Origin of the sequence: Idiomarina piscisalsi (assembly GCF_003987095.1) — a bacterium.
Taxonomy (GTDB): Bacteria; Pseudomonadota; Gammaproteobacteria; order Enterobacterales; family Alteromonadaceae; genus Idiomarina; species Idiomarina piscisalsi.
This window is the reverse complement of sequence record NZ_PIQA01000012.1, coordinates 23,514-46,462: the sequence shown is the minus strand read 5'-3', so window position 1 is coordinate 46,462 and position 22,949 is coordinate 23,514. Positions and strand designations below refer to the sequence as shown.

At 48.2% G+C, this 22,949-nt stretch carries 27 protein-coding genes; 5 read left to right on the top strand and 22 right to left on the bottom strand.

From position 1 onward, the window contains the following. Positions 1–2: 2 nt before the first annotated feature. From ybgC to CWI73_RS10375, 7 genes are all read right to left on the bottom strand, one after another. Positions 3–413: a tol-pal system-associated acyl-CoA thioesterase gene (gene ybgC, locus CWI73_RS10405; RefSeq protein WP_126752720.1), complete on the bottom strand. Its 411-nt coding sequence runs from the start codon at positions 411–413 to the stop codon at positions 3–5. 398 nt (positions 414–811) lie between these two features. Then, the gene (gene ruvB / locus CWI73_RS10400) at positions 812–1,831 is read right to left on the bottom strand and encodes a Holliday junction branch migration DNA helicase RuvB (protein ID WP_126752719.1); all 1,020 of its coding nucleotides are present in this window, start codon (positions 1,829–1,831) and stop codon (positions 812–814) included. A 9-nt stretch (positions 1,832–1,840) separates the two neighbouring features. Continuing rightward, on the bottom strand, positions 1,841–2,458 hold the full coding sequence (gene ruvA / locus CWI73_RS10395) for a Holliday junction branch migration protein RuvA (protein ID WP_126752718.1): 618 nt from the start codon (positions 2,456–2,458) through the stop codon (positions 1,841–1,843). A 21-nt stretch (positions 2,459–2,479) separates the two neighbouring features. Further along, positions 2,480–3,016: a crossover junction endodeoxyribonuclease RuvC gene (ruvC, locus tag CWI73_RS10390; RefSeq protein WP_053952921.1), complete on the bottom strand. Its 537-nt coding sequence runs from the start codon at positions 3,014–3,016 to the stop codon at positions 2,480–2,482. A gap of 6 nt (positions 3,017–3,022) precedes the next feature. Next, positions 3,023–3,772, bottom strand: coding sequence for a YebC/PmpR family DNA-binding transcriptional regulator (locus CWI73_RS10385; protein WP_053952922.1), 750 nt, complete (start codon positions 3,770–3,772; stop codon positions 3,023–3,025). A gap of 34 nt (positions 3,773–3,806) precedes the next feature. Next, positions 3,807–5,576: an aspartate--tRNA ligase gene (gene aspS / locus CWI73_RS10380; RefSeq protein ID WP_126752717.1), complete on the bottom strand. Its 1,770-nt coding sequence runs from the start codon at positions 5,574–5,576 to the stop codon at positions 3,807–3,809. Between the two features lie 69 nt (positions 5,577–5,645). Then, positions 5,646–7,043: a diguanylate cyclase domain-containing protein gene (locus tag CWI73_RS10375; RefSeq protein ID WP_241968886.1), complete on the bottom strand. Its 1,398-nt coding sequence runs from the start codon at positions 7,041–7,043 to the stop codon at positions 5,646–5,648. A 165-nt stretch (positions 7,044–7,208) separates the two neighbouring features. Between CWI73_RS10375 and cmoA the strand changes: the two genes are divergently transcribed. Beyond that, positions 7,209–7,940, top strand: coding sequence for a carboxy-S-adenosyl-L-methionine synthase CmoA (gene cmoA / locus CWI73_RS10370; protein ID WP_126752716.1), 732 nt, complete (start codon positions 7,209–7,211; stop codon positions 7,938–7,940). 17 nt (positions 7,941–7,957) lie between these two features. After that, on the top strand, positions 7,958–8,929 hold the full coding sequence (cmoB, locus tag CWI73_RS10365) for a tRNA 5-methoxyuridine(34)/uridine 5-oxyacetic acid(34) synthase CmoB (RefSeq protein ID WP_126752715.1): 972 nt from the start codon (positions 7,958–7,960) through the stop codon (positions 8,927–8,929). A gap of 14 nt (positions 8,930–8,943) precedes the next feature. Here cmoB and galU read toward each other — a convergent pair whose 3' ends face one another. After that, on the bottom strand, positions 8,944–9,834 hold the full coding sequence (gene galU, locus CWI73_RS10360) for a UTP--glucose-1-phosphate uridylyltransferase GalU (RefSeq protein ID WP_126752714.1): 891 nt from the start codon (positions 9,832–9,834) through the stop codon (positions 8,944–8,946). Between the two features lie 68 nt (positions 9,835–9,902). Between galU and CWI73_RS10355 the strand changes: the two genes are divergently transcribed. After that, positions 9,903–10,250 (top strand): DUF6170 family protein, encoded by a 348-nt coding sequence (locus CWI73_RS10355; protein ID WP_241968885.1) that lies wholly within the window; start codon positions 9,903–9,905, stop codon positions 10,248–10,250. On the opposite strand, the gene CWI73_RS10350 is transcribed toward CWI73_RS10355, so the two are convergent. The 11 genes from CWI73_RS10350 to ccmA are packed head-to-tail and all read right to left on the bottom strand — an operon-like array spanning position 10,219 to position 18,943. Beyond that, positions 10,219–11,208 (bottom strand): response regulator, encoded by a 990-nt coding sequence (locus CWI73_RS10350; protein WP_126752713.1) that lies wholly within the window; start codon positions 11,206–11,208, stop codon positions 10,219–10,221. The genes CWI73_RS10355 and CWI73_RS10350 overlap by 32 nt on opposite strands. Positions 11,209–11,263: 55 nt before the next feature. Further along, positions 11,264–12,013, bottom strand: a complete 750-nt coding sequence (locus CWI73_RS10345; protein ID WP_126752712.1) for an MlaA family lipoprotein — start codon at positions 12,011–12,013, stop codon at positions 11,264–11,266. Next, complete coding sequence (gene ccmI / locus CWI73_RS10340; protein ID WP_126752711.1) at positions 12,010–13,218, bottom strand: c-type cytochrome biogenesis protein CcmI; 1,209 nt, start codon at positions 13,216–13,218, stop codon at positions 12,010–12,012. The genes CWI73_RS10345 and ccmI overlap by 4 nt, the downstream gene beginning before the upstream one ends. Continuing rightward, a complete protein-coding gene (locus CWI73_RS10335; protein ID WP_126752710.1) occupies positions 13,211–13,669 on the bottom strand; it encodes a cytochrome c-type biogenesis protein in 459 nt (152 codons plus the stop codon). Before CWI73_RS10335 ends, ccmI begins: the two co-directional genes overlap by 8 nt. Continuing rightward, positions 13,666–14,217 (bottom strand): DsbE family thiol:disulfide interchange protein, encoded by a 552-nt coding sequence (locus CWI73_RS10330; protein ID WP_126752709.1) that lies wholly within the window; start codon positions 14,215–14,217, stop codon positions 13,666–13,668. The genes CWI73_RS10335 and CWI73_RS10330 overlap by 4 nt, the downstream gene beginning before the upstream one ends. Beyond that, positions 14,210–16,162 carry a heme lyase CcmF/NrfE family subunit gene (locus CWI73_RS10325; RefSeq protein WP_126752708.1) on the bottom strand — a complete coding sequence of 651 codons (1,953 nt, stop codon included), beginning with the start codon at positions 16,160–16,162 and terminating at the stop codon, positions 14,210–14,212. Before CWI73_RS10325 ends, CWI73_RS10330 begins: the two co-directional genes overlap by 8 nt. Beyond that, the gene (ccmE, locus tag CWI73_RS10320; protein WP_126752707.1) at positions 16,159–16,641 is read right to left on the bottom strand and encodes a cytochrome c maturation protein CcmE; all 483 of its coding nucleotides are present in this window, start codon (positions 16,639–16,641) and stop codon (positions 16,159–16,161) included. Before ccmE ends, CWI73_RS10325 begins: the two co-directional genes overlap by 4 nt. Positions 16,642–16,650: 9 nt before the next feature. After that, complete coding sequence (ccmD, locus tag CWI73_RS10315; protein ID WP_058579495.1) at positions 16,651–16,854, bottom strand: heme exporter protein CcmD; 204 nt, start codon at positions 16,852–16,854, stop codon at positions 16,651–16,653. Continuing rightward, complete coding sequence (locus CWI73_RS10310) at positions 16,854–17,591, bottom strand: heme ABC transporter permease (protein WP_126752706.1); 738 nt, start codon at positions 17,589–17,591, stop codon at positions 16,854–16,856. Before CWI73_RS10310 ends, ccmD begins: the two co-directional genes overlap by 1 nt. A gap of 1 nt (position 17,592) precedes the next feature. Continuing rightward, the gene (gene ccmB, locus CWI73_RS10305; RefSeq protein ID WP_053952935.1) at positions 17,593–18,276 is read right to left on the bottom strand and encodes a heme exporter protein CcmB; all 684 of its coding nucleotides are present in this window, start codon (positions 18,274–18,276) and stop codon (positions 17,593–17,595) included. Then, the gene (gene ccmA, locus CWI73_RS10300) at positions 18,269–18,943 is read right to left on the bottom strand and encodes a cytochrome c biogenesis heme-transporting ATPase CcmA (protein WP_126752705.1); all 675 of its coding nucleotides are present in this window, start codon (positions 18,941–18,943) and stop codon (positions 18,269–18,271) included. The genes ccmB and ccmA overlap by 8 nt, the downstream gene beginning before the upstream one ends. 78 nt (positions 18,944–19,021) lie before the next feature. On the opposite strand from ccmA, the gene fliK reads away from it, so the two are divergent. After that, on the top strand, positions 19,022–20,815 hold the full coding sequence (gene fliK, locus CWI73_RS10295; protein ID WP_241968884.1) for a flagellar hook-length control protein FliK: 1,794 nt from the start codon (positions 19,022–19,024) through the stop codon (positions 20,813–20,815). Continuing rightward, positions 20,812–21,093 (top strand): EscU/YscU/HrcU family type III secretion system export apparatus switch protein, encoded by a 282-nt coding sequence (locus CWI73_RS10290; RefSeq protein WP_053952938.1) that lies wholly within the window; start codon positions 20,812–20,814, stop codon positions 21,091–21,093. Before fliK ends, CWI73_RS10290 begins: the two co-directional genes overlap by 4 nt. Here CWI73_RS10290 and CWI73_RS10285 read toward each other — a convergent pair. Genes CWI73_RS10285 through CWI73_RS10275 form a run of 3 tightly spaced genes read right to left on the bottom strand, consistent with a single transcriptional unit; the run spans position 21,090 to position 22,947 of the window. Further along, entirely contained in the window at positions 21,090–21,527 is a 438-nt protein-coding gene (locus CWI73_RS10285) for a DUF2802 domain-containing protein (protein WP_053952939.1), read from the bottom strand. The two genes, CWI73_RS10290 and CWI73_RS10285, sit on opposite strands and share 4 nt — an antisense overlap. Positions 21,528–21,548: 21 nt before the next feature. Further along, complete coding sequence (locus CWI73_RS10280; protein WP_126752704.1) at positions 21,549–22,052, bottom strand: chemotaxis protein CheW; 504 nt, start codon at positions 22,050–22,052, stop codon at positions 21,549–21,551. Between the two features lie 22 nt (positions 22,053–22,074). Further along, complete coding sequence (locus CWI73_RS10275) at positions 22,075–22,947, bottom strand: chemotaxis protein CheW (protein ID WP_126752703.1); 873 nt, start codon at positions 22,945–22,947, stop codon at positions 22,075–22,077. Between the last annotated feature and the right edge of the window lie 2 nt (positions 22,948–22,949).

Sequence of the window (22,949 nt, the reverse complement as noted above, 5' to 3'; positions counted from 1 at the left end):
CTCTAAACCTCTGTTTCAATACGCGATAAAATAGATGTCGGAATAGCTACAGGTTTCATTACCGAGTTATCAACACACGCAGCAGTTACAACTGCCGAACAATGAACACTGCCATCTTTTCCCAAAACATTTTGTTCAAACATTAACGACGCTTTTTTCTTTTTTATAACGTCAACAGTTACTGTTAGCTCGTCGTTGAATCGAGCCCCTTTTTTTAAATCAAGCTCAACCTTACGCACCACAAAGGCTATATTGTGAGCTAACCAAGTGTCCTGTTCAATCCCTAAAGAGCGTAACCACTCTGTCCTGGCCCGCTCAAGGAATTTGAGATAATTGGCGTAATAAACAATACCACCTGCATCTGTGTCCTCGTAATACACGCGGATAGGCCATTCAAATTGATATTGAGACATTAGCACCTCAGGTAAAGTTCTGAAAAGTTACCGTAATGTAATAATTTGTAAAGAAACCGCCAAAAGTATCGATGGTCAAATTATCAGCAGAGTTTTTTTTATGACAGAACTGAAACATAAAAACAAAAACCCGTTGTTTTAATTAGACTTTTTTGTTTTGTTATAATTTTGTTGAGCTTTTTTTGAACAAGTTCACCTTATAACGGATTAGTTTTCCTTATGCGAGAAAGTAATTTTTCTTGTTTGATCAAGCGCATATAATACTTATAATACCCCACATATCAGAGACGAAGAGATTGGTTGTCACTTCTTCTTAGATTGTTTGAAGATTGTTCCCTGGATTTAACTTCCTTCTTGTTGTTCTATTTGCCCGTACTTTTGTGCGGGCTTTTTTTTGCCTATTTCTCAGGTTTCAATCCAAAGTGCTGATAAGCTCTTGGAGTGGCTAAACGACCTCTCGGCGTTCTTTGCAAAAAGCCCTGCTGAATAAGGTAAGGTTCAAGCACATCTTCAATGGTGTCTTTTTCTTCACCGATAGCCGCTGCAAGGTTATCAAGCCCCACAGGGCCGCCCATAAACTTTTCCATAATGGCTAATAAAAGCTTACGATCCATGTAATCAAAGCCAGCATGATCAACATCGACCATAGTTAATGCTGCATTTGCGGTTTCCTGATCGATTTCGCCGTTACCTTTAACTTCTGCATAGTCTCTTACCCGACGTAACAAGCGATTTGCAATACGCGGCGTTCCTCGCGAGCGTCGTGCAATTTCTTTGGCACCGCCCTCTTTCATTGTCACGTTCATAAAATGAGCGGAACGCGACACAATATCGGTTAACTCTTCTACGTCATAAAATTCTAGTCGCTGCACAATGCCAAAACGGTCACGCAAAGGCGACGTCAAAGCCCCGGCGCGGGTGGTTGCCCCAACTAAAGTGAAAGGCGGTAAGTCGAGCTTTATCGAGCGCGCGGCCGGCCCTTCTCCTATCATAATATCCAGCTGGTAATCTTCCATTGCCGGGTACAAAATTTCTTCAACAACGGGACTTAACCTGTGAATTTCATCAATAAAAAGAACATCGTGCTCATCTAAGTTCGTTAATAGTGCGGCTAAGTCGCCCGCTTTTTCCAGAACCGGCCCTGACGTCGTCTTAATATTGACGTCCAGTTCATTAGCAACAATATTTGCCAGCGTAGTTTTTCCCAATCCCGGCGGGCCAAAAATCAATAAATGGTCAAGCGCTTCCTGCCTTTTCCGAGCTGCCTCGATGAAAATCGCCATTTGTTCAACGACGTGTTTTTGACCCGTGTATTCATCCAGCTTTTTCGGGCGAATAGCACGATCTATGGCTTCATCGTCGCCCTGCACATCGGCTTCAACAATTCGGTCAGTTGGAATGTGGTCGGCTTCTATCATTGTTTTACCTTAAGACAGCTCTTTTAGCGCAAGTCGTATCAGAACTTCACTACTATGTTCAGCAGAGTACACTTTCTGAATGGCTTTTTCAGCCTGATTTTCTTTGTACCCAAGTGCAACCAGAGCACTAACAGCATCAGAGCGAGTATCAGCTGGGTGGACACGAGCATCACCGCCTTTATTATCGACGGGCATAGAATCGGTAAACGGCGTTGCAGAGTTCCAGTCTTTCAGTCGGTCGCGCATTTCGATGACTAAACGCTCCGCGGTTTTCTTGCCAACGCCCGGCAGTTTCACTAAGCGGCTCACGTCATTCTGATTCACAGCAAACACGAATTCGTCCGCAGACATGCCTGACAAAATGCCTAGCGCCAGCTTTGGTCCTACACCTTGGGTTTTTATTAATAATCGAAACAGTGAGCGCTCCGACAATGAGTTAAAGCCGTACAAGAGCTGTGCATCTTCACGGACAACAAAGTGCGTTACCAGCGTTACAGGCTGTCCTGTCGCAGGCAAGTCATAAAAGCAGGTCATGGGTAATTGCACCTCATACCCGACGCCATTCACATCGACCAATACTTCCGGTGGCTGTTTGGCTAACAATGTGCCTTGAATTTGTCCTATCACAACGGCTTTCTCCCTATTAAATTAACGTAGCCTACCGCGAACGGTTTTCCTCGCTGCCCCTGACATTTTCAGCAGGCTTTCTGCGCTTTGCGCGTGGCATAGTGCTACCGCCAATGCGTCAGCTGCATCGGCTTGCGGTGTCTTTTGTAAATTAAGCAGCGCGACGACCATATGTTGTACCTGTTCTTTTTCTGCACCGCCGTTACCGACAACGGCTTGTTTTATCTGGCGCGCCGAATACTCAGCCACTGGCAGCCCGGCTCTTGCCGCAGCTACTATGGCCGCTCCCCGCGCTTGCCCCAGCTTCAAGGCTGAATCAGGGTTTTTCGCCATAAACACTTGTTCAATAGCAAATTCGGTAGGGCTAAACTGAGTGATTAACTCGCTGACACTGTCATGAATCAGCCGTAGTTTTTCGGCGAGCGACAGTGGTTTTGCCGACGTTCCTGTCGCGCGAATGCAACCACTGCCTAAATAGTGAAATTTACGGCCATGTTTTTGAATAACGCCATATCCGGTTAACCGTGAGCCCGGGTCAATGCCTAATATGACGCTCATAATTCCTTAATCGTCCAGCTTCGCCAATACGTCATCAGAGATGTCAGCATTATGGTAAGCGTTCTGAACGTCGTCTAAGTCTTCCAGTGCGTCCAGCAGTTTCAAAAATGAACGCGCACTGTCTTCGTCCAAGTCAACTTTGGTGTCTGGCACCTGAGTCACTTCCGCATTGGACGATTCCAGCCCTTTGGCGTCTAGGGCATCTTTCACAGGACCAAAGTTTTCCGGTGACGTCATAACATCCAGACCGCTTCCCGGATACTTCACGATGTCTTCAGCACCCGCTTCAAGTGCTGGCTCCATAACGTCTTCTTCGGTAACGTCCGTTCCGTAGCTAATGACACCCATTTTATTGAATAAGTAAGCCACCGAGCCGTCTGTACCTAAGTTTCCGCCGTGCTTACTGAAGGCATAACGCACTTCAGACACCGTCCGGTTTTTGTTGTCCGTCATGCATTCCAGAAGAATGGCCACGCCATTAGGACCATAACCCTCGTAGGTCAGCTCTTCGACGTTGTCCCCCTCCATCTCACCGGTGCCGCGTTTTATTGCGGTATCTATGGTGTCTCGCTTCATGTTATTGGACAGCGCTTTATCGATTGCTGCGCGCAGACGCGGATTCGTTTCAGGATCGCCACCGCCTTCACGAGCGGCGACGTTAATTTCGCGAATCAATTTTGTGAAAATTTTGCCGCGCTTAGCATCCTGCGCGGCTTTTCGGTGCTTTATGTTCGACCACTTCGAGTGACCTGCCATGTTTCACCCCACAAACTTTAATCGTTGAATGTACTTACTCTGTGTCTTCGACGGTGCTCTTAACGCCAAGTTCATTCAGCGCGTCCGAGTTGGCTAACCCTGGAGCGTCCGTTAGCACGCAAGCTGCAGTAGTTGTTTTCGGAAAAGCGATAACGTCACGAATTGAGCTTGCTCCAACCATCAGCATAACCAGCCTGTCTAAGCCGAAAGCTAAGCCGGCATGCGGTGGTGTACCGTATTTAAGTGCCTCAAGTAAGAAGCCGAACTTCTCTTGTGCTTCCTCTTTGCCAATGCCCAGAACTTCAAATACGGCTTGCTGCATTTCGTTTTCGAAAATACGTGTTGAACCACCGCCAACTTCGACACCGTTTAAAACCATATCGTAAGCATTAGACAGCGCCTGAGCCGGATTAGCACGTAACTCATCCGGTGTTACATTAACTGGTGCTGTAAACGGGTGGTGCAAGGCCGCTAGCGAGCCGTCATCGTCTTCTTCGAACATTGGGAAGTCAACAACCCACAATGGTTTCCACTCGTCACTGACAAGGCCAAACTCTTCACCCAACTTAAGGCGCAGCGCCCCCATTGCTTCAGCAACGGTGTTGGCTTTGTCTGATCCAAAGAACAAGATGTCACCGGTAGCCGCCCCTGTACGCTCAAGAATTGCGTTCAATGCATCGTCTGGTAAGAATTTCAAAATTGGCGACTGCAAGCCATCTCGGCCTTGAGCCAAATCGTTTACTTTTATCCAGGCAAGTCCTTTCGCGCCGTAAATACCCACAAAATTGGTGTATTCATCAATCATTTTACGCGACACACTTTCCGCCTGACCTGGCAGACGAATAACGGCTACACGCCCTTTTTCATCGTTCGCCGGACCGGAAAACACTTTAAACTCAACGTCTTTTAATAAGTCTGCAACGTCAACCAACTCTAATGGGTTACGTAAATCTGGCTTGTCTGAACCATAACGCTTCATGGCTTCATGCCAAGTCATGCTCGGGAACTCGCCCAGCTCAATTCCCAGTAACTTGTCGAACAACTCACGAGTCATATTTTCAGTCACTTCCATAACTTGTTCAGCGGTCATGAAAGAGGTTTCGATATCTATCTGAGTAAATTCAGGCTGGCGGTCAGCGCGTAAATCTTCGTCGCGGAAGCATTTTACAATTTGGTAGTACCGGTCAAAACCCGACATCATCAGTAGTTGCTTAAACAATTGCGGGCTTTGTGGCAACGCGAAGAAGCGACCTTTATGCGTGCGGCTTGGCACTAAATAGTCACGCGCTCCTTCCGGGGTAGCACGCGTTAACATTGGAGTTTCTATATCCAGGAAACCGTTGTCGTCCAGAAAACGTCTTACTGCACTAGTAACTTTAGCGCGGAATTGAAGCTTTTCGTTCATTTGCGGACGGCGCAGGTCCAGATAGCGATAACGCAAACGCGCTTCTTCACTGACCTGGCTGTTAAAGTCGATAGGCAGCGGTTCAGATCGGCTCAAAATATTAAGCTCTGATGCCAACAACTCAACCTCACCGGTTTTCATGTTGGCATTTACCTGGCTGTCAGGGCGACGGTTTACTGTGCCGGTAATTTGTACACAGAATTCCTGACGTAACTTCTCAGCCTGCTCGAACAACGCTTTTTGGTCTGGGTCAAAAACAACCTGAATAAGACCTTCTCTGTCGCGTAAATCGATGAAAATCAGGCCGCCTAAGTCACGACGTTTATTAACCCAGCCACATAAAGTAACTTGTTGCTCTGCGAGTTCTGCGTTTACTTGTCCACAATAATGCGTGCGCATGTACTTTTCCTACTACCGACGAATTCGTTAAAAGTGAAGCGCTACATTATAGCTAACTAGGGCTGAATGTCATCCGTCGGTACTGGCTAAGCGCACATCATTTTTACCCGCGGCTTTAGCCGCGTACATGGCTTTATCGGCGGAGCGCAGTAACTTGTCTACATCGGTGCCATGAGCAGGGTACATAGCGACACCAATAGATACGCTCACTTCCAGTTGCTGTTTTTTGACTTTGTAGGGCTTGGCTAGCTGCACGACCAACTTACGGGCTACTGCAAGTGCTGAACCCACGGCCACGGCGGTTGGTAGTATCACCACAAACTCGTCGCCACCGTGACGGCAGACCGTATCGGAACGCCGCAATAGCGTTTTCATGCGCTGAGACGCTTGAACAAGTAACTCGTCGCCATAATTATGGCCAAAATCGTCATTGATTTGCTTAAAACCATCAAGATCTAAAAACAGTACTGAAAATGGTTTTTGCGTTCTTTCGCTCTGGCGTAACGACTGTTCGAGACGATCCTGCATTAGGTTTCTATTCGGCAACCCCGTCAGTTCGTCGTGGGTGGCAATATGACGAATATGGCGCTCAGCCGCTTTACGGGCTTTAATTTCTTTACGAAGACGGCTGTTCCATATACCAAAGCTAAGAATAACTAAAAGCACAACCGAGCCTATTTTCATTCCCAACTCAAGCAGCTCTTCGTCACTCCACCCCTGCTCTAGTTCATACCCATACCATTTGCGTTTTAACGCGTCTCGCTGCTGTGGTGTTAGTGAATTAATACCTCGGTTCAGTATAGTCACCAGCGGTTGCCAGTCATCGCGCACCGCAAGATATAAGGCGTTACCCTGAGTCGAATCCAGCACCGACAGCTTCGATCCAGGTAACGGATATTCCTGAAGTTCATCCACTAAAATAGGCAGGCTATCGACATAAGAATCGACCATGCGGTTGCGCAACCGGTCAATACCTTCATCAATATCGGACACACTAACCACTTCAATGCGCCCGGTATTAACCAGCTGAGACTCTATGCTGTACCCTTTAACAACAGCAACCCGCTGACCGTGCAGCTCGCTCGTTCTCAAACTACTGCCAGCACGTATGGTAGAGTCCATAGTCAGCGCAGCCCAGGGCATAGACCAGTAACTTTGAGTAAAGTCCATGCTCTGGTTACGCTCAACGGAATAGGAGACACTGGTTAAAATATCAATTTCTTTGTTAGAAATGGCCTCTAAACACTCTTGCCACTGGCCGCACGGCGTCCAGACTAACTCGACGTCCATCGCCGCGGTAAATTGCTTAAGTAAGTCGACATCGAGCCCGGCGACACCGTTTTCTGTTTCGTAAATCAGTGGTTGTAATTGGTTCGGCACGCCCACGCGAATGGTCGAATGTTGCTCTAACCATGCATCTGGAGCATAGGCATAAGTCGGCGCCGGCAATAATGTCAAAAGCGACATAGCCAGACTCATTACCGAACAAAAATACAATGTTTTATGCCAAGTACTTACCAACAACAGGCTCCTCCCAATAAGACGGCGATATATTAATCAAAACGCGGCTGTCCGTCAGCACTAATTATCGGTAAAATACACAATATGTTTATTTATTTTGTAAGTTGACCCATGAGCCAACACGACACTATTTTTTCTAAACCTCTGCCGAGTGTGTCTGACTTCTGCTTTGACCAGCAAGTTGTTGAAGTGTTTCCCGATATGATCAATCGCTCGGTGCCCGGCTACTCGAGTATTCTGCAAACCTTGCCCCAATTGGTAAGTCGTTATGCGCAGAAGAATACTCAGTTGTTCGACTTAGGCTGTTCGTTAGGTGCTGCGACACTGGCTATGCGCAAGGGCTGCGAAAACTTTGACGGTTGTAAAATTGTCGCGGTTGATAACTCCGAACCTATGGTTGAGCGTGCGGAGTTACATTTAGGCGGCTTTAAAAGTCAGGTTCCCGTGGAGCTGCGTTGTGAGGACATTACCAACACTGTCATTGAAAACGCATCGGTGGTGGTTTTGAACTTTACCTTACAATTTGTGCCACCAGAAAAACGCGAAGCCATGATCCAGCGTATTTACGGCGGATTAACTGACGGTGGAGTGTTGCTCATTGCCGAGAAGTTTCGCCATGCGGATGAATCTATGAACGACATGCTGGTCGATTTACATCACGACTTCAAACGCGCTAACGGTTACAGCGAACTGGAGATTAGCCAAAAGCGGGCAGCTATCGAAAACGTCATGAAAATTGATACCTTAGAGGCACATGAGCAGCGTTTTCAAAAAGTCGGCTTTAAACATCATACTGTATGGTTCCAGTGTTTTAATTTCGCAGCCATGCTAGCGGTTAAATAAAGGATTATAACTCAACAATGATTGACTTTAGCAACGACCTGAAAGCGCTAATCGGCAGTCCGCACAAACAATGGCTGGATACGTTAGCGCCGCAGCTGACGGTCTTTAACAACAACCCTCACGGCAATTTAAAACGCTGGCAACGCGTAATTGAGCAGTTACCCCACATTCCGACCGAAAACTGCCAGTTAGGCGACACCGTCACCGTAGGTTCTCCGGAAGAAGCATCCGATTCAGATCGCGCTCGCATTACCGGCCTGCTTCAGCAGTTACAACCCTGGCGTAAAGGACCGTTTGACCTATTTGGAGTGTTTATTGATACCGAATGGCGATCAGACTGGAAATGGCAACGTGTAAAACCTCATATCGATGATTTAAAAGGTAAGCAGGTGTTAGATGTCGGCTGCGGTAGTGGGTATCATTTATGGCGCATGCTTGAAGCGGGTGCCGAGAGAGTCTGGGGCATAGACCCGGGCGAACTGTTTTTAATGCAGTTCCAGGCTATTCGCAACATGATGCCGGCAAAGTACCAGAACAAAGCACACTTTTTCCCAGTCGGCATTGAGCACATGCCGGAGTTAAAGAGCTTTGATACCGTATTCAGCATGGGCGTTTTGTATCATCGTCGCTCGCCTCTGGCGTTTTTGCAGGAGCTTAAATCGCTCATAAAGCCGGGGGGCCAGCTGGTATTAGAAACCATTGTCGTTGAAGGCGACGAAACAACGGTTATGCTGCCCGGCGAGCGTTATGCTCAAATGCGAAATGTTTGGTTTTTACCCAGTGCAAAGGCCTTATCGGTATGGCTAGAGCGGTTAGGCTTTAAAGACATTGCAATTGTTGATCACAACACGACCTCGCTTGAAGAGCAAAGGCGCACAGATTGGATGACGGGTGAGTCTTTAGCCGACTTTTTGGATGCTAAGAACCCGGATTTAACCGTGGAAGGTTATAAAGCGCCAATTCGGGCCGTATTAACAGCCCGAGTTTAGCGCTTTTTTGCAATTTAAGCGCTTTTTAACGACTTAATATACTGCTTCATGTCGCTACCCAGTTCTGGGTGGCGCATCGCGTGTTCAATAAAAGCTTGTGCATAGCCAAGCTTATTACCGCAGTCATGGCTTTTGCCTTTCATGTAGTAAGCATTTACCGACTGCTTTTCAAGCAACATTGCCATTGCATCCGTTAGCTGTATTTCATTACCCGCACCAACCGGTGTTTTTTCCAGCAGTGGCCATAGGTCAGCCGAGAATACATAACGTCCCACCACAGCCAAGTCAGATGGCGCTTCTTCTTTAGACGGCTTCTCAACCAACTGAGTAATCGGCGATTGTTCGCCCGGCTTCAACTCTTCGCCACCAATATCCGCAATACCGTATTTGCTGACGTCTTCCTGCGGCACTTTCTCAACCATCACCTGAGAATGACCTGTTTCATCAAAGTTTCTAACCATTTCGGCTAAGTTATCGCGGTTTAAACTGCAGCTGGCTTCGTCTACTAAAACATCAGGCAATACAACAGCGAATGGCTCATTGCCGACAAGCGGTTTTGCACAGAGTACCGCGTGACCCAGGCCTTTCGCCTGGCCCTGACGCACGTGCATAATGGTTGTGTTCTGGGGGCAAATAGCCTGCACTTCCGCTAACAATTGTCGCTTAACGCGTTGCTCAAGCGTAGTTTCTAATTCGAAACTGGTATCAAAATGGTTTTCAATTGAGTTCTTACTCGAGTGCGTTACCAAAATAACATCGGTAAGGCCAGCTGCCGCGCACTCTTCGACAATGTATTGAATAAGCGGTCTGTCGACCAGTGGTAACATTTCCTTTGGAATGGCTTTGGTTGCCGGTAGCATCCGGGTGCCGAGTCCCGCGACCGGTATTACAACTTTTTTGACCATAGCTGCTGTCCTTACAATAAATTCATTCAAATAAAGAGGGCAAGTTTATACCCGCTAAGCGTGTTACAATGCAAGCCATTGTACAAAATTCAATAAAACAAATTATGGCGTTATATTTTTCTTCCCGCAAAATACCACAGCTTGACTCATACAGTTTTACTGAGCGTGCGATGATTCTATCAATCGCCCAGCAGAAAATGCCAGTCCCCCGCCGACTTATTTGTAACTTAGCGAAGCTGGTTCCTATCTGCGTTATCTTTTTTTTGGTGGTAGAGGTAGAAGGATGGTGGAAGTTGCTCGCGCTACTCGCGGCAGGTATTGGCTATCCGCTATTCACCCAGCCTATTAATATCAATATGTCGATGCCCTATATCGACAAAGCTATTAAGCAATTTGAGGCTCAGCGCTCACAATAAGTTCTTTGCCATAACTGCGACAGTGCAGACGATGCAAGGACTCTAATTGATGCGTACGATAATTCGCATGTTTCCAAATACCCAGCGCTAAGTCCGGTTTCGCACTGGGTGAAGGCTCTAATTTATCGCCCGCCTGCGCCCATTGCCACTGTCCAGTTTCTGTATCCAGCACACCCGCCAGAATATCGAAGGCGGTTCTGACCTGAGAGTGGCAAAGCTCAATATTCAAATGCTCTAATAGCGAACCCGGCAGCACCAGGGTGTTATCCATGCCCGATAGATACTGGCGTATGACAGGGTCAACCAAGGTTTTAAGCACCAATAATGGCACCAAGTTTTGCTCAGTTGCGTTTTGCGCCGCCGCCATAACCACTAATACTTTGCCGTTTCCTAAAGAGCGATAGTCAACCCAGGTAGGCGTTGTATCGGCAGGGTCTGTCATACATTCGAAATTGTACGCCCCAACTCTGAGAGGGCTTTTGGGCAAAAGCTCTTCTGTCAGCTTGCCGGCTATCATATCGTCTTGGTAAATCACATTGATGTGAGCATCTAGCTCCCAAATATCGTGTAAATAAGAGGCTTCGAGCTCATGACGTTCCAGACAATGGCCTATGGCGCTGTCTAATACATCGAGACTTTGTAGTGGTTTAACAAGGTAATCCCAAGCACCAAGACGAACTGCTTCACGGATATCTGACATTTTTTCAGATGCTGAAATAACAATGATAGGCAGGTGAGCACAGACCTTTAATAGCTTTTCAATGACTTCTAAGCCATTAATGTCAGGTAGGTTTAAGTCACAAAGAACCACGTCGGGGCAGTGCTGTTCGCACAGTTCAAGCCCCTGCTGCCCAGCGCCGGCACAGCGAACATCATAGCCATGCTGACAGAGGTACTCTTTCAGCATGGACTGGAACACTAAGTCATCTTCAATAACCGCAACGTGCGCTTTCGACATGGTCTCATTCTCTTCGCTCACCATGTTTTAAGCATTGTTCAGGAATAGAGATCCGTCAACGTGACTCGTCGTCAAAATCCTCAAAATCATCGTCGAAGTCATCAAAGTCTTCAAAATCGTCTTCTGGTAATGGTGGGTTGCCATCATAGACTTGATCTTGCCAACGCTGATAATAAACATCTTTAACGAATGAGTAAGGGTCAAGTGAGTTTTCCAGAACCTGTTCCTGGTCGCGCAAACGTATGCGCATTTCTAAACCTTTAACGGTATAACGAAATATATCGACTGGCCAGGTCAGTGACGGATATGGGAAGTATTGTCCGTCAGCGTAATCGCCACCGCGATCAACAATCACCGTTGGTCCTATTAACGGCAGCATTACGTAAGGTCCTTCAGGAACGCCCCAAACAGCTAAAGTCTGGCCAAAGCTCTCTTCTTTTTTCTCCAGACCTATTGGCGTAGCCACATCAAAAAGACCGACAAGCCCAACTGTTGAGTTAATTAAAAAGCGCCCTAACGATATACCGGCATCACCGAGTTTCCACTGCAGAATATTGTTCACAAAAGAGGACGGCTCTTCTAAGTTTTCAACAGCATTATACAGTGACGTACGAATAGGCTTTGGTACGTCATCATAAACATTGGCTGCAGGCTGAATGACGGTTTCATCAACGTCGCGGTTAAATTCCCACATGCCCCGGTTAAAATCCTCAAACGGGTCGCGCGGGTCGGCATAAGGGTCTTCCGGAGTCGATGAGCAGCCTACTAACAATACTGAGAAAAGTAACAATCCGTATTTTTTCATTCTTGAATCCGTGTTGATAAAGTCACTGACGCTGTTTGATTCGCTTTAGCTTTAATAGTCACTGTTGGCGCTTCCAGATCACCAGGTTCCGCTTCAATGTTCTCGTCTTGCGAAACACGAGCACGAACGGTCCACTCGTCTAAGTCAGACAATTTATGGTCTGGCAACATAGCATTAGCATTAGATAAGGTATAAGTCACAGGAAAGCCTTCGACCGGCTCGCGGACCACCGCTGCTGGCATAGGCGCATCATTTCCGGTGACATAAACAAACAACGTTGCACCTTCGGGCAGAAACTCCTGAACCGCATTATCGATGTTCACCGTAACGGTTAATGTCACCCCAGCGTTAGCCTGTTGCTGCTTCGCATCTGCTAACGCATTCTGAACAGCCACATAACGCTCCGAGCCTGGCGATAACTGCTGCTGTAACAGCGTCCATGCCTGAATTGCCTGCTCCCAGTCCTGTTGTTCATAAGCCACAAAACCCAGTAGCGAAAGCGCCTCTATATTGGCTGGGTTTAGCTTCAATGCCCGGGCTAACAAATTCGCAGCTTTCGCTTTATTTTGAGCTGAGCCGGACATTAATAAGAAACGACTGTAGCTCACCAGGGTATTCAGCCGCTCGGGTTCTAAGTCTAGTGACTTTTGGAAGGCCTCGTCCGCTTCTTCCGGTGCGCCAATGTCAACCATTAACCCCGCATATATCCACCATGCAATGGCATCATTCGGGTCGCTCATAAGCTTCTGACGAAGTCCCAAAGCGAACAGGTTAAGTTCTTCCGGATCGGCAGCCTGAGTCTGTTCGCTCAGTAACTTTTTGCCAAGTTCTGGTAAACGCTCACGAGCGTCTGCCGCTTGCTCCTGCAATTGCCAGCTACCAAAACTCCAGTACAGAGCAACCGATATAATCACAACAATGACAGCCGGTAATACGACGGGTGCCGGGCGCCATTCTATAGTTTCTTCAATGTCCTTACTGTCATTAACAAAGGTTTTATCGAGCTCCTGCTTTGAATACTCGTACTCTTCATCAGACAAGCCGTGCAATGAGCGCTCTTCTTCAAGCTCCGTGAAACGTTGCTCGTACCAGCGTTTATTTTCATCCTGTCTTTTTAGAATGCGTCGCTGTTTTCCTGTCGCTAACAGAATAAAAACGACAGCAACTAACAGCATCAACAACATTACGATGATTAAACTAGTCATTGTCGTTTTTCCTTAGCTGCTCTAACTGAGCGCGCTCTTCAGGGGTCAAAGCTGTTTGCTCTTTTTTCTTGCGTGTCAGCAAAACAGCAACACCAATACCGATAATCAAAATAACCACAGGGCCGAACCAAAGTACTGCTGTCGCGGCCGTAAACGGCGGTTTGTAATGCACAAAGTTACCGTACCGCTCGACCATAAAGTCGATGATTTCCTGCTTCGACTTACCCGCTTTCAGCATCTCGTAGCTTTTGTCGCGCATGTCTTCTGCAAGCGGAGCATTAGAGTCGGCTATATTTTGATTTTGACATTTCGGGCAGCGCAGCTCTTTAATCAACTGTTGATACACTTCTCGTTGCTGTTCGTTGTCAAACGAGCGTTGTGTCGCATCTTGCGCTACCACACTAAAAGCAAAGGCGCTCAACAGGAAAAGCATTGGGAGTAACCGACTCATTGTGCCTCCTGTTTCAACTGTTCATAAATTGGTTTTAAGGTACTTTGCCAATTCCGAGCATTCACATCGCCGACATGGCGATACCGAATAACGCCTTTTTCATCAATAAAATACGTTTCCGGCGCTCCGTAAACGCCGAATTCAAAGGCAACATCGCCTTCAGGGTCAAACAAATTGACCGTATATGGGTCGCCTAATGTATTCAGCCAGTTCACTGCTTTTTCGCGCGAGTCATCTTTGTAATTTAAGCCGACAATGGGTATACCTTCTGACGCTAGTTGGTTCAAAAACTCATGCTCTGCACGACACGTCGGACACCAGGTTGCCCATACATTCAACAACATGGGTTCACCTTTTAACACTGACTCATCATAAGCAATGCTGGTGTCATAAAGATCAACTGTCTTAAACGCCGGTACCGGTTCATTAATTAAAGCTGAATCGAGCTTAGTCGGATCACTGCCCAGCCCTTTTAGTAAAAAGGCCGCTAATGCGATAAATAAAACGAGCGGTGCAAATAAAACTATCCAGCGAAGGTTCTTATTCATTTGCCCCTCCGTTTTTGCGCTTACGATAGCGTTTATCCGCCATAGCAAAGACACCGCCTATTGCCATAATAATCGCACCAAGCCATATCCAGCGAACAAATGGCTTAACGTAAAAGCGTATCGCCCATGCGCCATCTTCCAGAGGTTCGCCCATGGCAATATAGATATCTCTTAATAGGCTTGCATCGAGACCGACTTCCGTCATGCTGGTTCGCTGCACTCGGTAAAAGCGCTTTTCACTGGTCACCTCAGTAACAAGCTCACCATTTTTTGTAACAGTGAACTCCCCCGCATCGGAGTTGTAGTTAGGCCCTTCGCGGTGGTCTAAGGAATCAAAGCTGACGTTGTAGCCGATAATGTTAACTGACTGTCCCGGCGCCAAGGCAATGTCTCTTTCCTGTTCATAATGTGACACCAGAGTGATGCCAATTAAGGTTACTGCAAAGCCTATATGACCCAGCACCATGCCCCAGTGGCTACCCGACAGGCGGGTAATACCATGCCAGCCTTGTTTACGCTGTTTCACTGTCTGCTGTACTTCGGTTACTGTTGCCAGACCAACCCAAAATGCTAAAAACAAGCCTATAACCACCATTGTCGGCAACTCGTCAGCCCATATTTTTGGTAGCGCATAAGCCAGTACCACAGCAAGGCTAAGTGCCAACGCAATAGGCTTCAGTAGAGGCTTAAGTGCCTGTCGACGCCAGCGCAACAGAGGCCCCAGGCCAACCAACAGTGCGAATGGAATGACCAACCAACTGTAGACGCTGTTGAAGAAGGGCTCACCGACTGAAATGCTGCCCAAGCCAGTTTCTTTATGCACTAACGGAAGCATAGTGCCAAGGAAGACCACAACCATCGCAGCCATCAGCAAGACGTTGTTACCCAGCAGCATGACTTCGCGGGAAAATAGCTCGTATCGGCTGTAGCTCTGCATTTGTCCGGCACGCATGCCGTACAGTATTAAAGACCCGCCAATAACCAATGCGAGTAAGACCAAAATAAATAAACCACGGGTTGGGTCTGACGCAAAGGCATGCACCGACACCAAGACCCCGGATCGAACCAGGAAAGTACCCAGCAGGCTCAAACTAAAGGCGGCTATTGCCAACAATACCGTCCAGGACTTGAAACTGCCCCGCTTTTCGGTAACCGCTAACGAGTGCAGCAAAGCCGTTCCAACCAGCCACGGCATAAAACTGGCATTTTCGACCGGGTCCCAGAACCACCAGCCACCCCAGCCAAGTTCATAATAGGCCCACCAACTACCGATTGCGATACCCAGAGTCAGGAAAATCCAGGCCGCTAATGTCCACGGTCGTGACCACCGTGCCCAGGCTGCATCTAGCTTACCGGACATAAGCGCAGCAATGGCAAACGCAAAGGCCACCGAGAAGCCTACGTACCCCATATACAATAACGGTGGGTGAATGATCATGCCCGGGTCTTGTAACAGTGGGTTTAAGTCACGTCCGTCGACAGGAATTAACGGTAACGCGCGGTCAAACGGGTTGGACACTGTCAACATAAATAAGTAGAAGCCAATACTGATTAAACCAAGAATGGCTAAAACCCGCGCCACCATAGGCAAAGGCATGGAACGTGAAAACAGCGCAACGGCCGCTATCCAGCCTGCCTGCATCAGCATCCATAAAAGAAAAGAGCCCTCATGCGAGCCCCATACCGCTGTTACCCGATAGGCAACCGGTAAGTCTGAGTTAGAGTTTGCAGCAACATAGGCAATACTAAAGTCATTACTGACGAATCCCCAAACCAATAGTCCAAAAGCCACAGCGGTGAAGAAAAACTGGCCTAGGGCAAAAGGCCTTGCCAGTGACATCATGCCACCATGGCCTTTGGCTGCGCCCCAAAGGGGGTAGAACGCCAACAAACAAGAGAATGCCAGCGCTATGGCTATAGCGAGATGGCCTGCTTCAGCAATCATAGATCACCATCCTCATAGGATTTGTTGGGGTTTACGTGCTTAATGCCTTTCATTTTTTCGGCTAACTCCGGCGGCATATATTCTTCGTCGTGTTTAGCCAGCACTTCCGTTGCTTTCAAAACGGTAGGCTCTACCAATTCACCCTGAGCAACAATGCCCTGACCTTCGCGGAATAAGTCCGGCAAAATACCTTGATAAAGCACCGTGATTTCAGGGCCTGTGTCGGTAATATTAAAAGACACTTCCAGGGTTTTCGGGTCGCGTTTAACCGAGCCTTCAACCACCATGCCGCCAACACGCATACGCTGACCAACCTGTGGCTTTTGCTTGTCTTCGCCCTTACCTTCTACCAGCTCGCTCGGCGTGTAAAACAAGTCAATACTTTGGCTTAATGCGTACAACATTAGTCCTGTCGCTACAGACACCCCGAACACTAAAATAAGCACCCAGGTAAGTCTTTGTTTACGTCTCGGATTCATACTTCTCTCCTACTGCGACACTGACCGTTGTCGCTTGGCTAAGCGCTGCTGACGATTCTGCAACTGCTGGCTTTTCTTCCGCAAGGACTTACGAGCGATAGCCGTTTCCAGCGCAACTAACGCAATAACGACAAAGCTCAAGAAAAAAGACAACCAAACATATAAGCCATAGCCGCCCATAATGATAAAGTCCTGAAAACTGTCGAATGGCATCAGTTTTTCTCCAGTTCCTGCTGCGCCCACGGGCGACCTAATTCATGTCGTAGTATCTCATTTTTTAACCGCATCATCACCAGTGAAATGGTTAAAAATAGGAAGCCTGCCAGGCATATTAATAATGGAATAAGCATACTGGTTGCTATCGACGGTCTCTCAAATTTGGTAATAGTCGCCCCTTGGTGCAGGGTATTCCACCACTCAACGGAGTAATGAATAATAGGCAGGTTAATAACCCCCACAAGCGAGAGTATGGCAGCGGCTTTAGCGCCTGTTCTGGCGTCATCGAAAGCAAAATAAAGCGCCATAACACCAATGTATAAGAATAAAAGAATAAGCTCGGAAGTAAGGCGTGCGTCCCAAACCCACCAAGTGCCCCACATGGGCTTACCCCAAATGGCCCCGGTCAACAAGGCGACAACCGTCAACGCAGCTCCGACAGGGGCTATGGCCGGTATCGACCACTCCGCTGTTTTAATTTGCCAAATAAGTGCTATGCCACCCATTATTGCCATACCGGCATACGCGCCCATTGAAAAAATAGCCGCCGGTACATGCAGGAATATAATTCGGTAACTATCGCCCTGCTGGTAGTCTGCCGGCGCGAATGCCAGGCCCCAAATCACGCCGACGGCCAACGAAATAAAGGTTAATGCCGCAAACCACGGCAGTAACTTTTCGACAAGTCGATAGGTTGCTTCAGGCTTTGCGTAAGGGTGTAACCATCGCCACATATTAATTCACACTCATTTTTATGCCCGCCGCTATCGCCAGCGGGGACAATGTTATGGTCAAAACAGAAATAGCCGCAAGAATAGCCAATTGTCCGTGCACTGCAAGCCCCATAGAGGCATTTTCAACAGCGGCGGTGGCAAAAATCAACAGCGGGATAAATAACGGAATAAGGATAAGGCTAATTAGTGAACTGCCGCGCTGAACCTGGAGGGTTAGCGCCGCGCCAATAGCGCCGAGTGCACTCAAAGCTGGTGTGCCAAGCAGCAAACTGAGCGCTAACGCCCACCAGCCTTGCATCGGCAAGCTTAGCAGTAGCGCCAGCAACGGCGACAATATGACTAAAGGTAGTCCCGTTAACAGCCAGTGAGCCATCACTTTGGCGGTTGTAGTGAACGCCAGCGGCTGTGGCAGTAAGCACAACTGTTCCAGCGTGCCGTCCTGGAAATCGTCTTTAAATAAACGCTCGAGCCCTAGCAGGCTGGCTAAAAGAGCAGCCACCCAAATAATCCCGGGCGCTATACGCGCCAGAATATCAGGCCCCGGACCGACGCCCAACGGAAACAGAGTGACGACCATCAGTAAAAACAATAGTGGATTTAGGGCGTCACTGCGTCGACGCGCGGCAATGCGTAAGTCACGTTTCAGTACTGCCAGCCAAACCTGTCTCATGGAAGCGTTAATCATAAGCCGCCTCACTATGAACCTGGGCAGCCTGACTTAAGTCGATAAGTTTGGGCGATAACTCGGACAAAGTCAGCGACTGATGCGAAGTAAAAATAATACAGCCTTCGTCGGCTAAGTGTTCAGCAAAGCGCTTTTGCAGCAGAGCAACCCCTTGTACATCTAAGGAAGTAAAGGGTTCATCCAGAATCCACAGCTTTGCCTTATTCGCCCACAACCGAGTTAAAGCGACACGTCGCTGTTGGCCAGCTGATAAGCGGCCTGTGAGCTCATCTTCTAACCCCAGCAAACCGAGCTTTTCCAATAAGTCCCAGCCATCGGTATTAGGGCTAGCGGTGAGTTGCTGTTGCCAATAGAAGTTTTCTAATGCGGTAAGTTCGCCTTTTACAGCGGCTTTATGACCAATAAACAGCAGTTGCTGACAGTAGCTTTGCCAGTTGTCGTACAAGCTTGTGCCGTTAAACTGAATACGCCCTTCAGTAGGCTCTAAAAGCCCGGCCAGCATTCTCAGCAACGTTGACTTGCCTGCCCCATTAGGGCCGGTTACCTGCCATAACTCACCAGGGTGTAACTGGAAGCTCAGCTCATCAAACAATACTCGACCACCACGCGTTGAGCTAAGCTGCTCGGCGTGCAATAGTGGCACTTTGGCGATAGTTTCTTGTGTCATGCGGATTTTACAACTGAGCCCTTACTGGTAAGCTGACGCAAATGCCACCGAGTCTACCATAAAATTTGAGTAAAGCGCATGGCTGATATCACGCAACTGTTACAACAAATGCTGAACGCTCCAGAGCGCTCTATGGCTCGTATTGATAAGCAAAACGTAGCAACCCTTGCGCGCATTTTAACCGGTCCAAATACCGGTACAGGAAGCACTCCGTCAGGGCCACGTCAGCCAACGTTACAAATACCGGCCACTGTATTTTTGCCGCAAGCCAGAGGGAGCTCTGGCGGAAATACACAACAAGCTCCTCAGATACAAGGGGCCGGTTGGCAATGGCCAAACCCACCAAAAGCACTTATGGCACAGTTGCCGTCAAAACTTTCCCCGGGAACGCAATTGCAGCTGCAAATATCGATGACACCGGGAAACAAGCCTGTGGTGCAACTGGTTGTTACGCAAGCGCTGGGCAAACTGCCGCCCAGTGGCAATACGCAACAAGGTCAGCCGGCACCTCAAACTCACACAGGGCAACCTCAATCGGCCGCACCGCAGGCCGGGGCGCCAAAAACGCAGGTTGCAAAGGTCGATATACCAATAACACAGTTGCCGCCCAAGCTTGTTAAAGCGTTGGTTGAAAGTTCTCAGGCGACAAAATTGTTAAAGGCGACTAGTGCAAATAAAGCGGCCTCCATACAGACACCTGCAGCCAACAGCCTGACGCCACCGACTGAGAAAACTCTGCTTAACACAGGTAGGCCTGTTCAGTTCTCGCGAGGTATTGCTATTAAACAAGCGCACCAGTTAAGTCCTCAGCAATTTCAGCAAGCTCTGCAAACACTGGTCGCGCAAATTAAAGCGCAACTTTCGACGCAGCCGGCAGTGCCACCCAATAATGCGGCAAATACTTCATTAAAAATCCCCGAGCTGTCTGCGCTTATCGCCAAAATAAACACCAGTGTAAAAGCAGTGCCAACGCCAAGTACAAGTACAACCAGCACGATGTCCGGAACTCAGGTAGCACAAGCGGCACAGACAGCCTCAACCTTAACTACAGCGTTACGTTCCCCCTCTAATGCCATTGAGCAGTTAGTTAAAGTCGTACTGCAACAACAACCCTCGGGCGAATCCATGCAACGCCCGGAAGCGCTACAACGTTGGGTAAGCGACTGGTTTTCTGCGCGCCCAGTCAGTGTTCAGTCAAACCAGCAAATGGGCTCCCTTGGTAAAATGTTGATGATGCTGCTGGGGTTGAACTTGCAGCAAAATAGTCAACAAAACAGCACGCAGACCAATACACAAGCTCTTCCTAAACAATTCACTCAAGCGCTGATACAGCAGGTGCTGAATCCGTCACCAGAAGTGGCTGGCGATGTGCGCGAGCGCATTAATCAACTGTTACTGCAATTGCCTCAGCAGCAACTGCAACGACTGCTACAGTTATTCACTGGCGTACTAAATTCAGCCCAAAGCGCTCAGGCACGGCTACAAGACTCGCCGATGCAGCAGCCTGAGTATTTCATTTTGCTGCCGACCGACCCACAAAAGGCCGGACAAAACGAGTTGCTTATTCGCCCAGAGCGAGAGCCCGATACGCCGGAGCAGGAGGGTCGCACGTTATGGCTTTTCACCTTACGCTTTGAGTTAGAAGCAACAGGCGCTTTACTGGTTAAAGGCCGGTATCATCCGCAGGGCTCGTCAGTCGACTTTTATGCCGAGTCACCTTCAGCGCAAAGCATTATCGAGAAACACCTGGAGCAACTGGAGAAGCGGTTGTCCGATTTAGAGGTTAACAGTGTGAAGTTTCGCGTTCAGCAAGGGCGAATTCCGGAAACCCTGGCGACACAACAAAGTGGCATTATTCGGGTGAAAGTATGACGGACAAAAAAGAGAAGCAAGCCATTGGGCTGTCGTATGACGGCTTTAACGCGCCCAAGGTTATCGCTCGCGGATTTGACGAGCTAGCGGAAGAAATTATCGCCGTTGCCAAAGAGCATGGCGTGTTAGTTCATGAAGATCCGCTCTTGTCGGACTCACTTGCCAAACTCAATGTTGGTGATGAAATTCCGCGTGAGCTTTACATTATTATTGCGGAAATTATTGCCTTTGCTTATTTGTTGGATGGTAAGTTTCCGCGACAATGGGAGGAAGGTTAGCCTTTACGCTGGTGCAAGGATACCAACAGTTCAGCTTCTGCCTGAGGTAGCTCGCACTCGTGCATCAGCTCTTCAACCGTTGCGCCACTGGCTACTAACTTACTTGCTCGATGATATAATTTTGAGCCAGGATCCTGCTCAGCCAGCTCCTGAAGTTTTTCCTGTAACCGACGCTGCTCGTCATTAAGTGTTGAGACTTGCTGTTCTAACTGCGCCAACAGCTGCTTTTCCGCGAAGTTAGAATCAGGCTTAGGCTCATTCAATTGTTCTTTTAGGGAAAGCACTTCGGTCGCCGTTTCTGTGAGCATTAATAGTCGCTGCTGTTGGCGCTCAATAAGCTCGGCCTGACGCCGCGATGTCATAATAACCGCAACCAACGCAATCAGCGCCAGCCCAAGAGCCAGCGCTGATAAAGCAATAAGCCAAAGCGTCATGGTTAAACCACCTGCCCGCAATTAACCCAGACGAGAAATTTCATCCCACTCGTCATCGGTTAGCATTTTATCCAGATCAACCAGAATCAGCAGTTCGTCATCTCGGTTGCTGACGCCTTGAATGAAACGGGCACTCTCATCGGTACCCACATTCGGTGCGCTGTCTATTTCAGACGTCTTCAGGTAAACCACTTCGGCGACGCTGTCGACCAAAATGCCAATAACTTGTTTTTCTGATTCAATGATAACAATACGTGTATTATCCGTTACTTCTGTAGGCTGCAGAGCAAAGCGAAGGCGAGTATCAATAACGGTGACAACGTTGCCACGCAAATTAATAATACCCAACACATAGTTCGGAGCTCCGGGTACGGGTGCTATTTCGCTGTAGCGAAGCACTTCCTGAACCTGCATGACATTAATGCCATAGGTTTCATCGTCAAGCTGAAACGTCACCCACTGTAGCACTTCGTCGTTACTGTCAGCGTCCGTCTCATTCTTTAGAGCGCGATTATCTTTACTCATGTTTCACTCCGCCATGCGTTATTTAGTCTTGCTGGATATGTCCCAGACCGTTATCCAGAAGTGTAATCAATGCGTTTACATCGAGCAATGCACACATTCTGTCACGAACCACCCCAGCCAACCAGGGACGTTTATTGTTGCCTGCCTTACGCCATTGAATGGCTTCTGGTTGCAGTGGCTCACTGGTTACCAATTCTTCACATAACAGCCCCCAGGGACTGTCATTTAAAGTTATAAGATACTGATAGTTCAACGACTCTTCCAGCTCTTCCGTGTACTTCTCCGGCATAACCCAGCGGGCAGTATCAACCACCTGTAGCTTGCCTTCCCGCTCTGTCATTATGCCTTTAAACCATTTTGGTTTACCCATCAGCGGGCTTATTTTCCCTACCTGATGAATACCACCTAAACTTTTCAGCGGCACAGCCAATGTTAACCCCGCCACCTTAAAGAACAGCGCCTGAAAGTCGTCCTCCATATACTCAGACATAGCGTCTGGCTGAGGCTCTTCTTCCGCTGGAGCCATTTCCTCAACATCTGTATGCGTCGCGACGCCGGTTTCATCGTCAACATCAACGCTCTCTTCAGTTTCTGCGACTTGTTCAGTGTCTACCTTAGGCTCAACCTGAGTATCCGTTTCAACTACGGTCTCAGTCTCAGTAAGCGCTTCTCTAGTATCAGTATCGTCCGCTTTTAAAGAAACTAAAGGTAATAAATCTTCATCTCTGTTCAGTGCCACCGACTCTTGCTGAGTCACCTGCTGTATTTTGGGGGCCGCCTGTTCAAGCAACTTCTTAACCGGCTCATTGTCGAACTCAACCACTTCCTCCTCGAGCAGTAACGCATCGAGGTACTCGGTCATTGCCTGTTCACTGCTGGAGTGTTTGCTGTTCATAA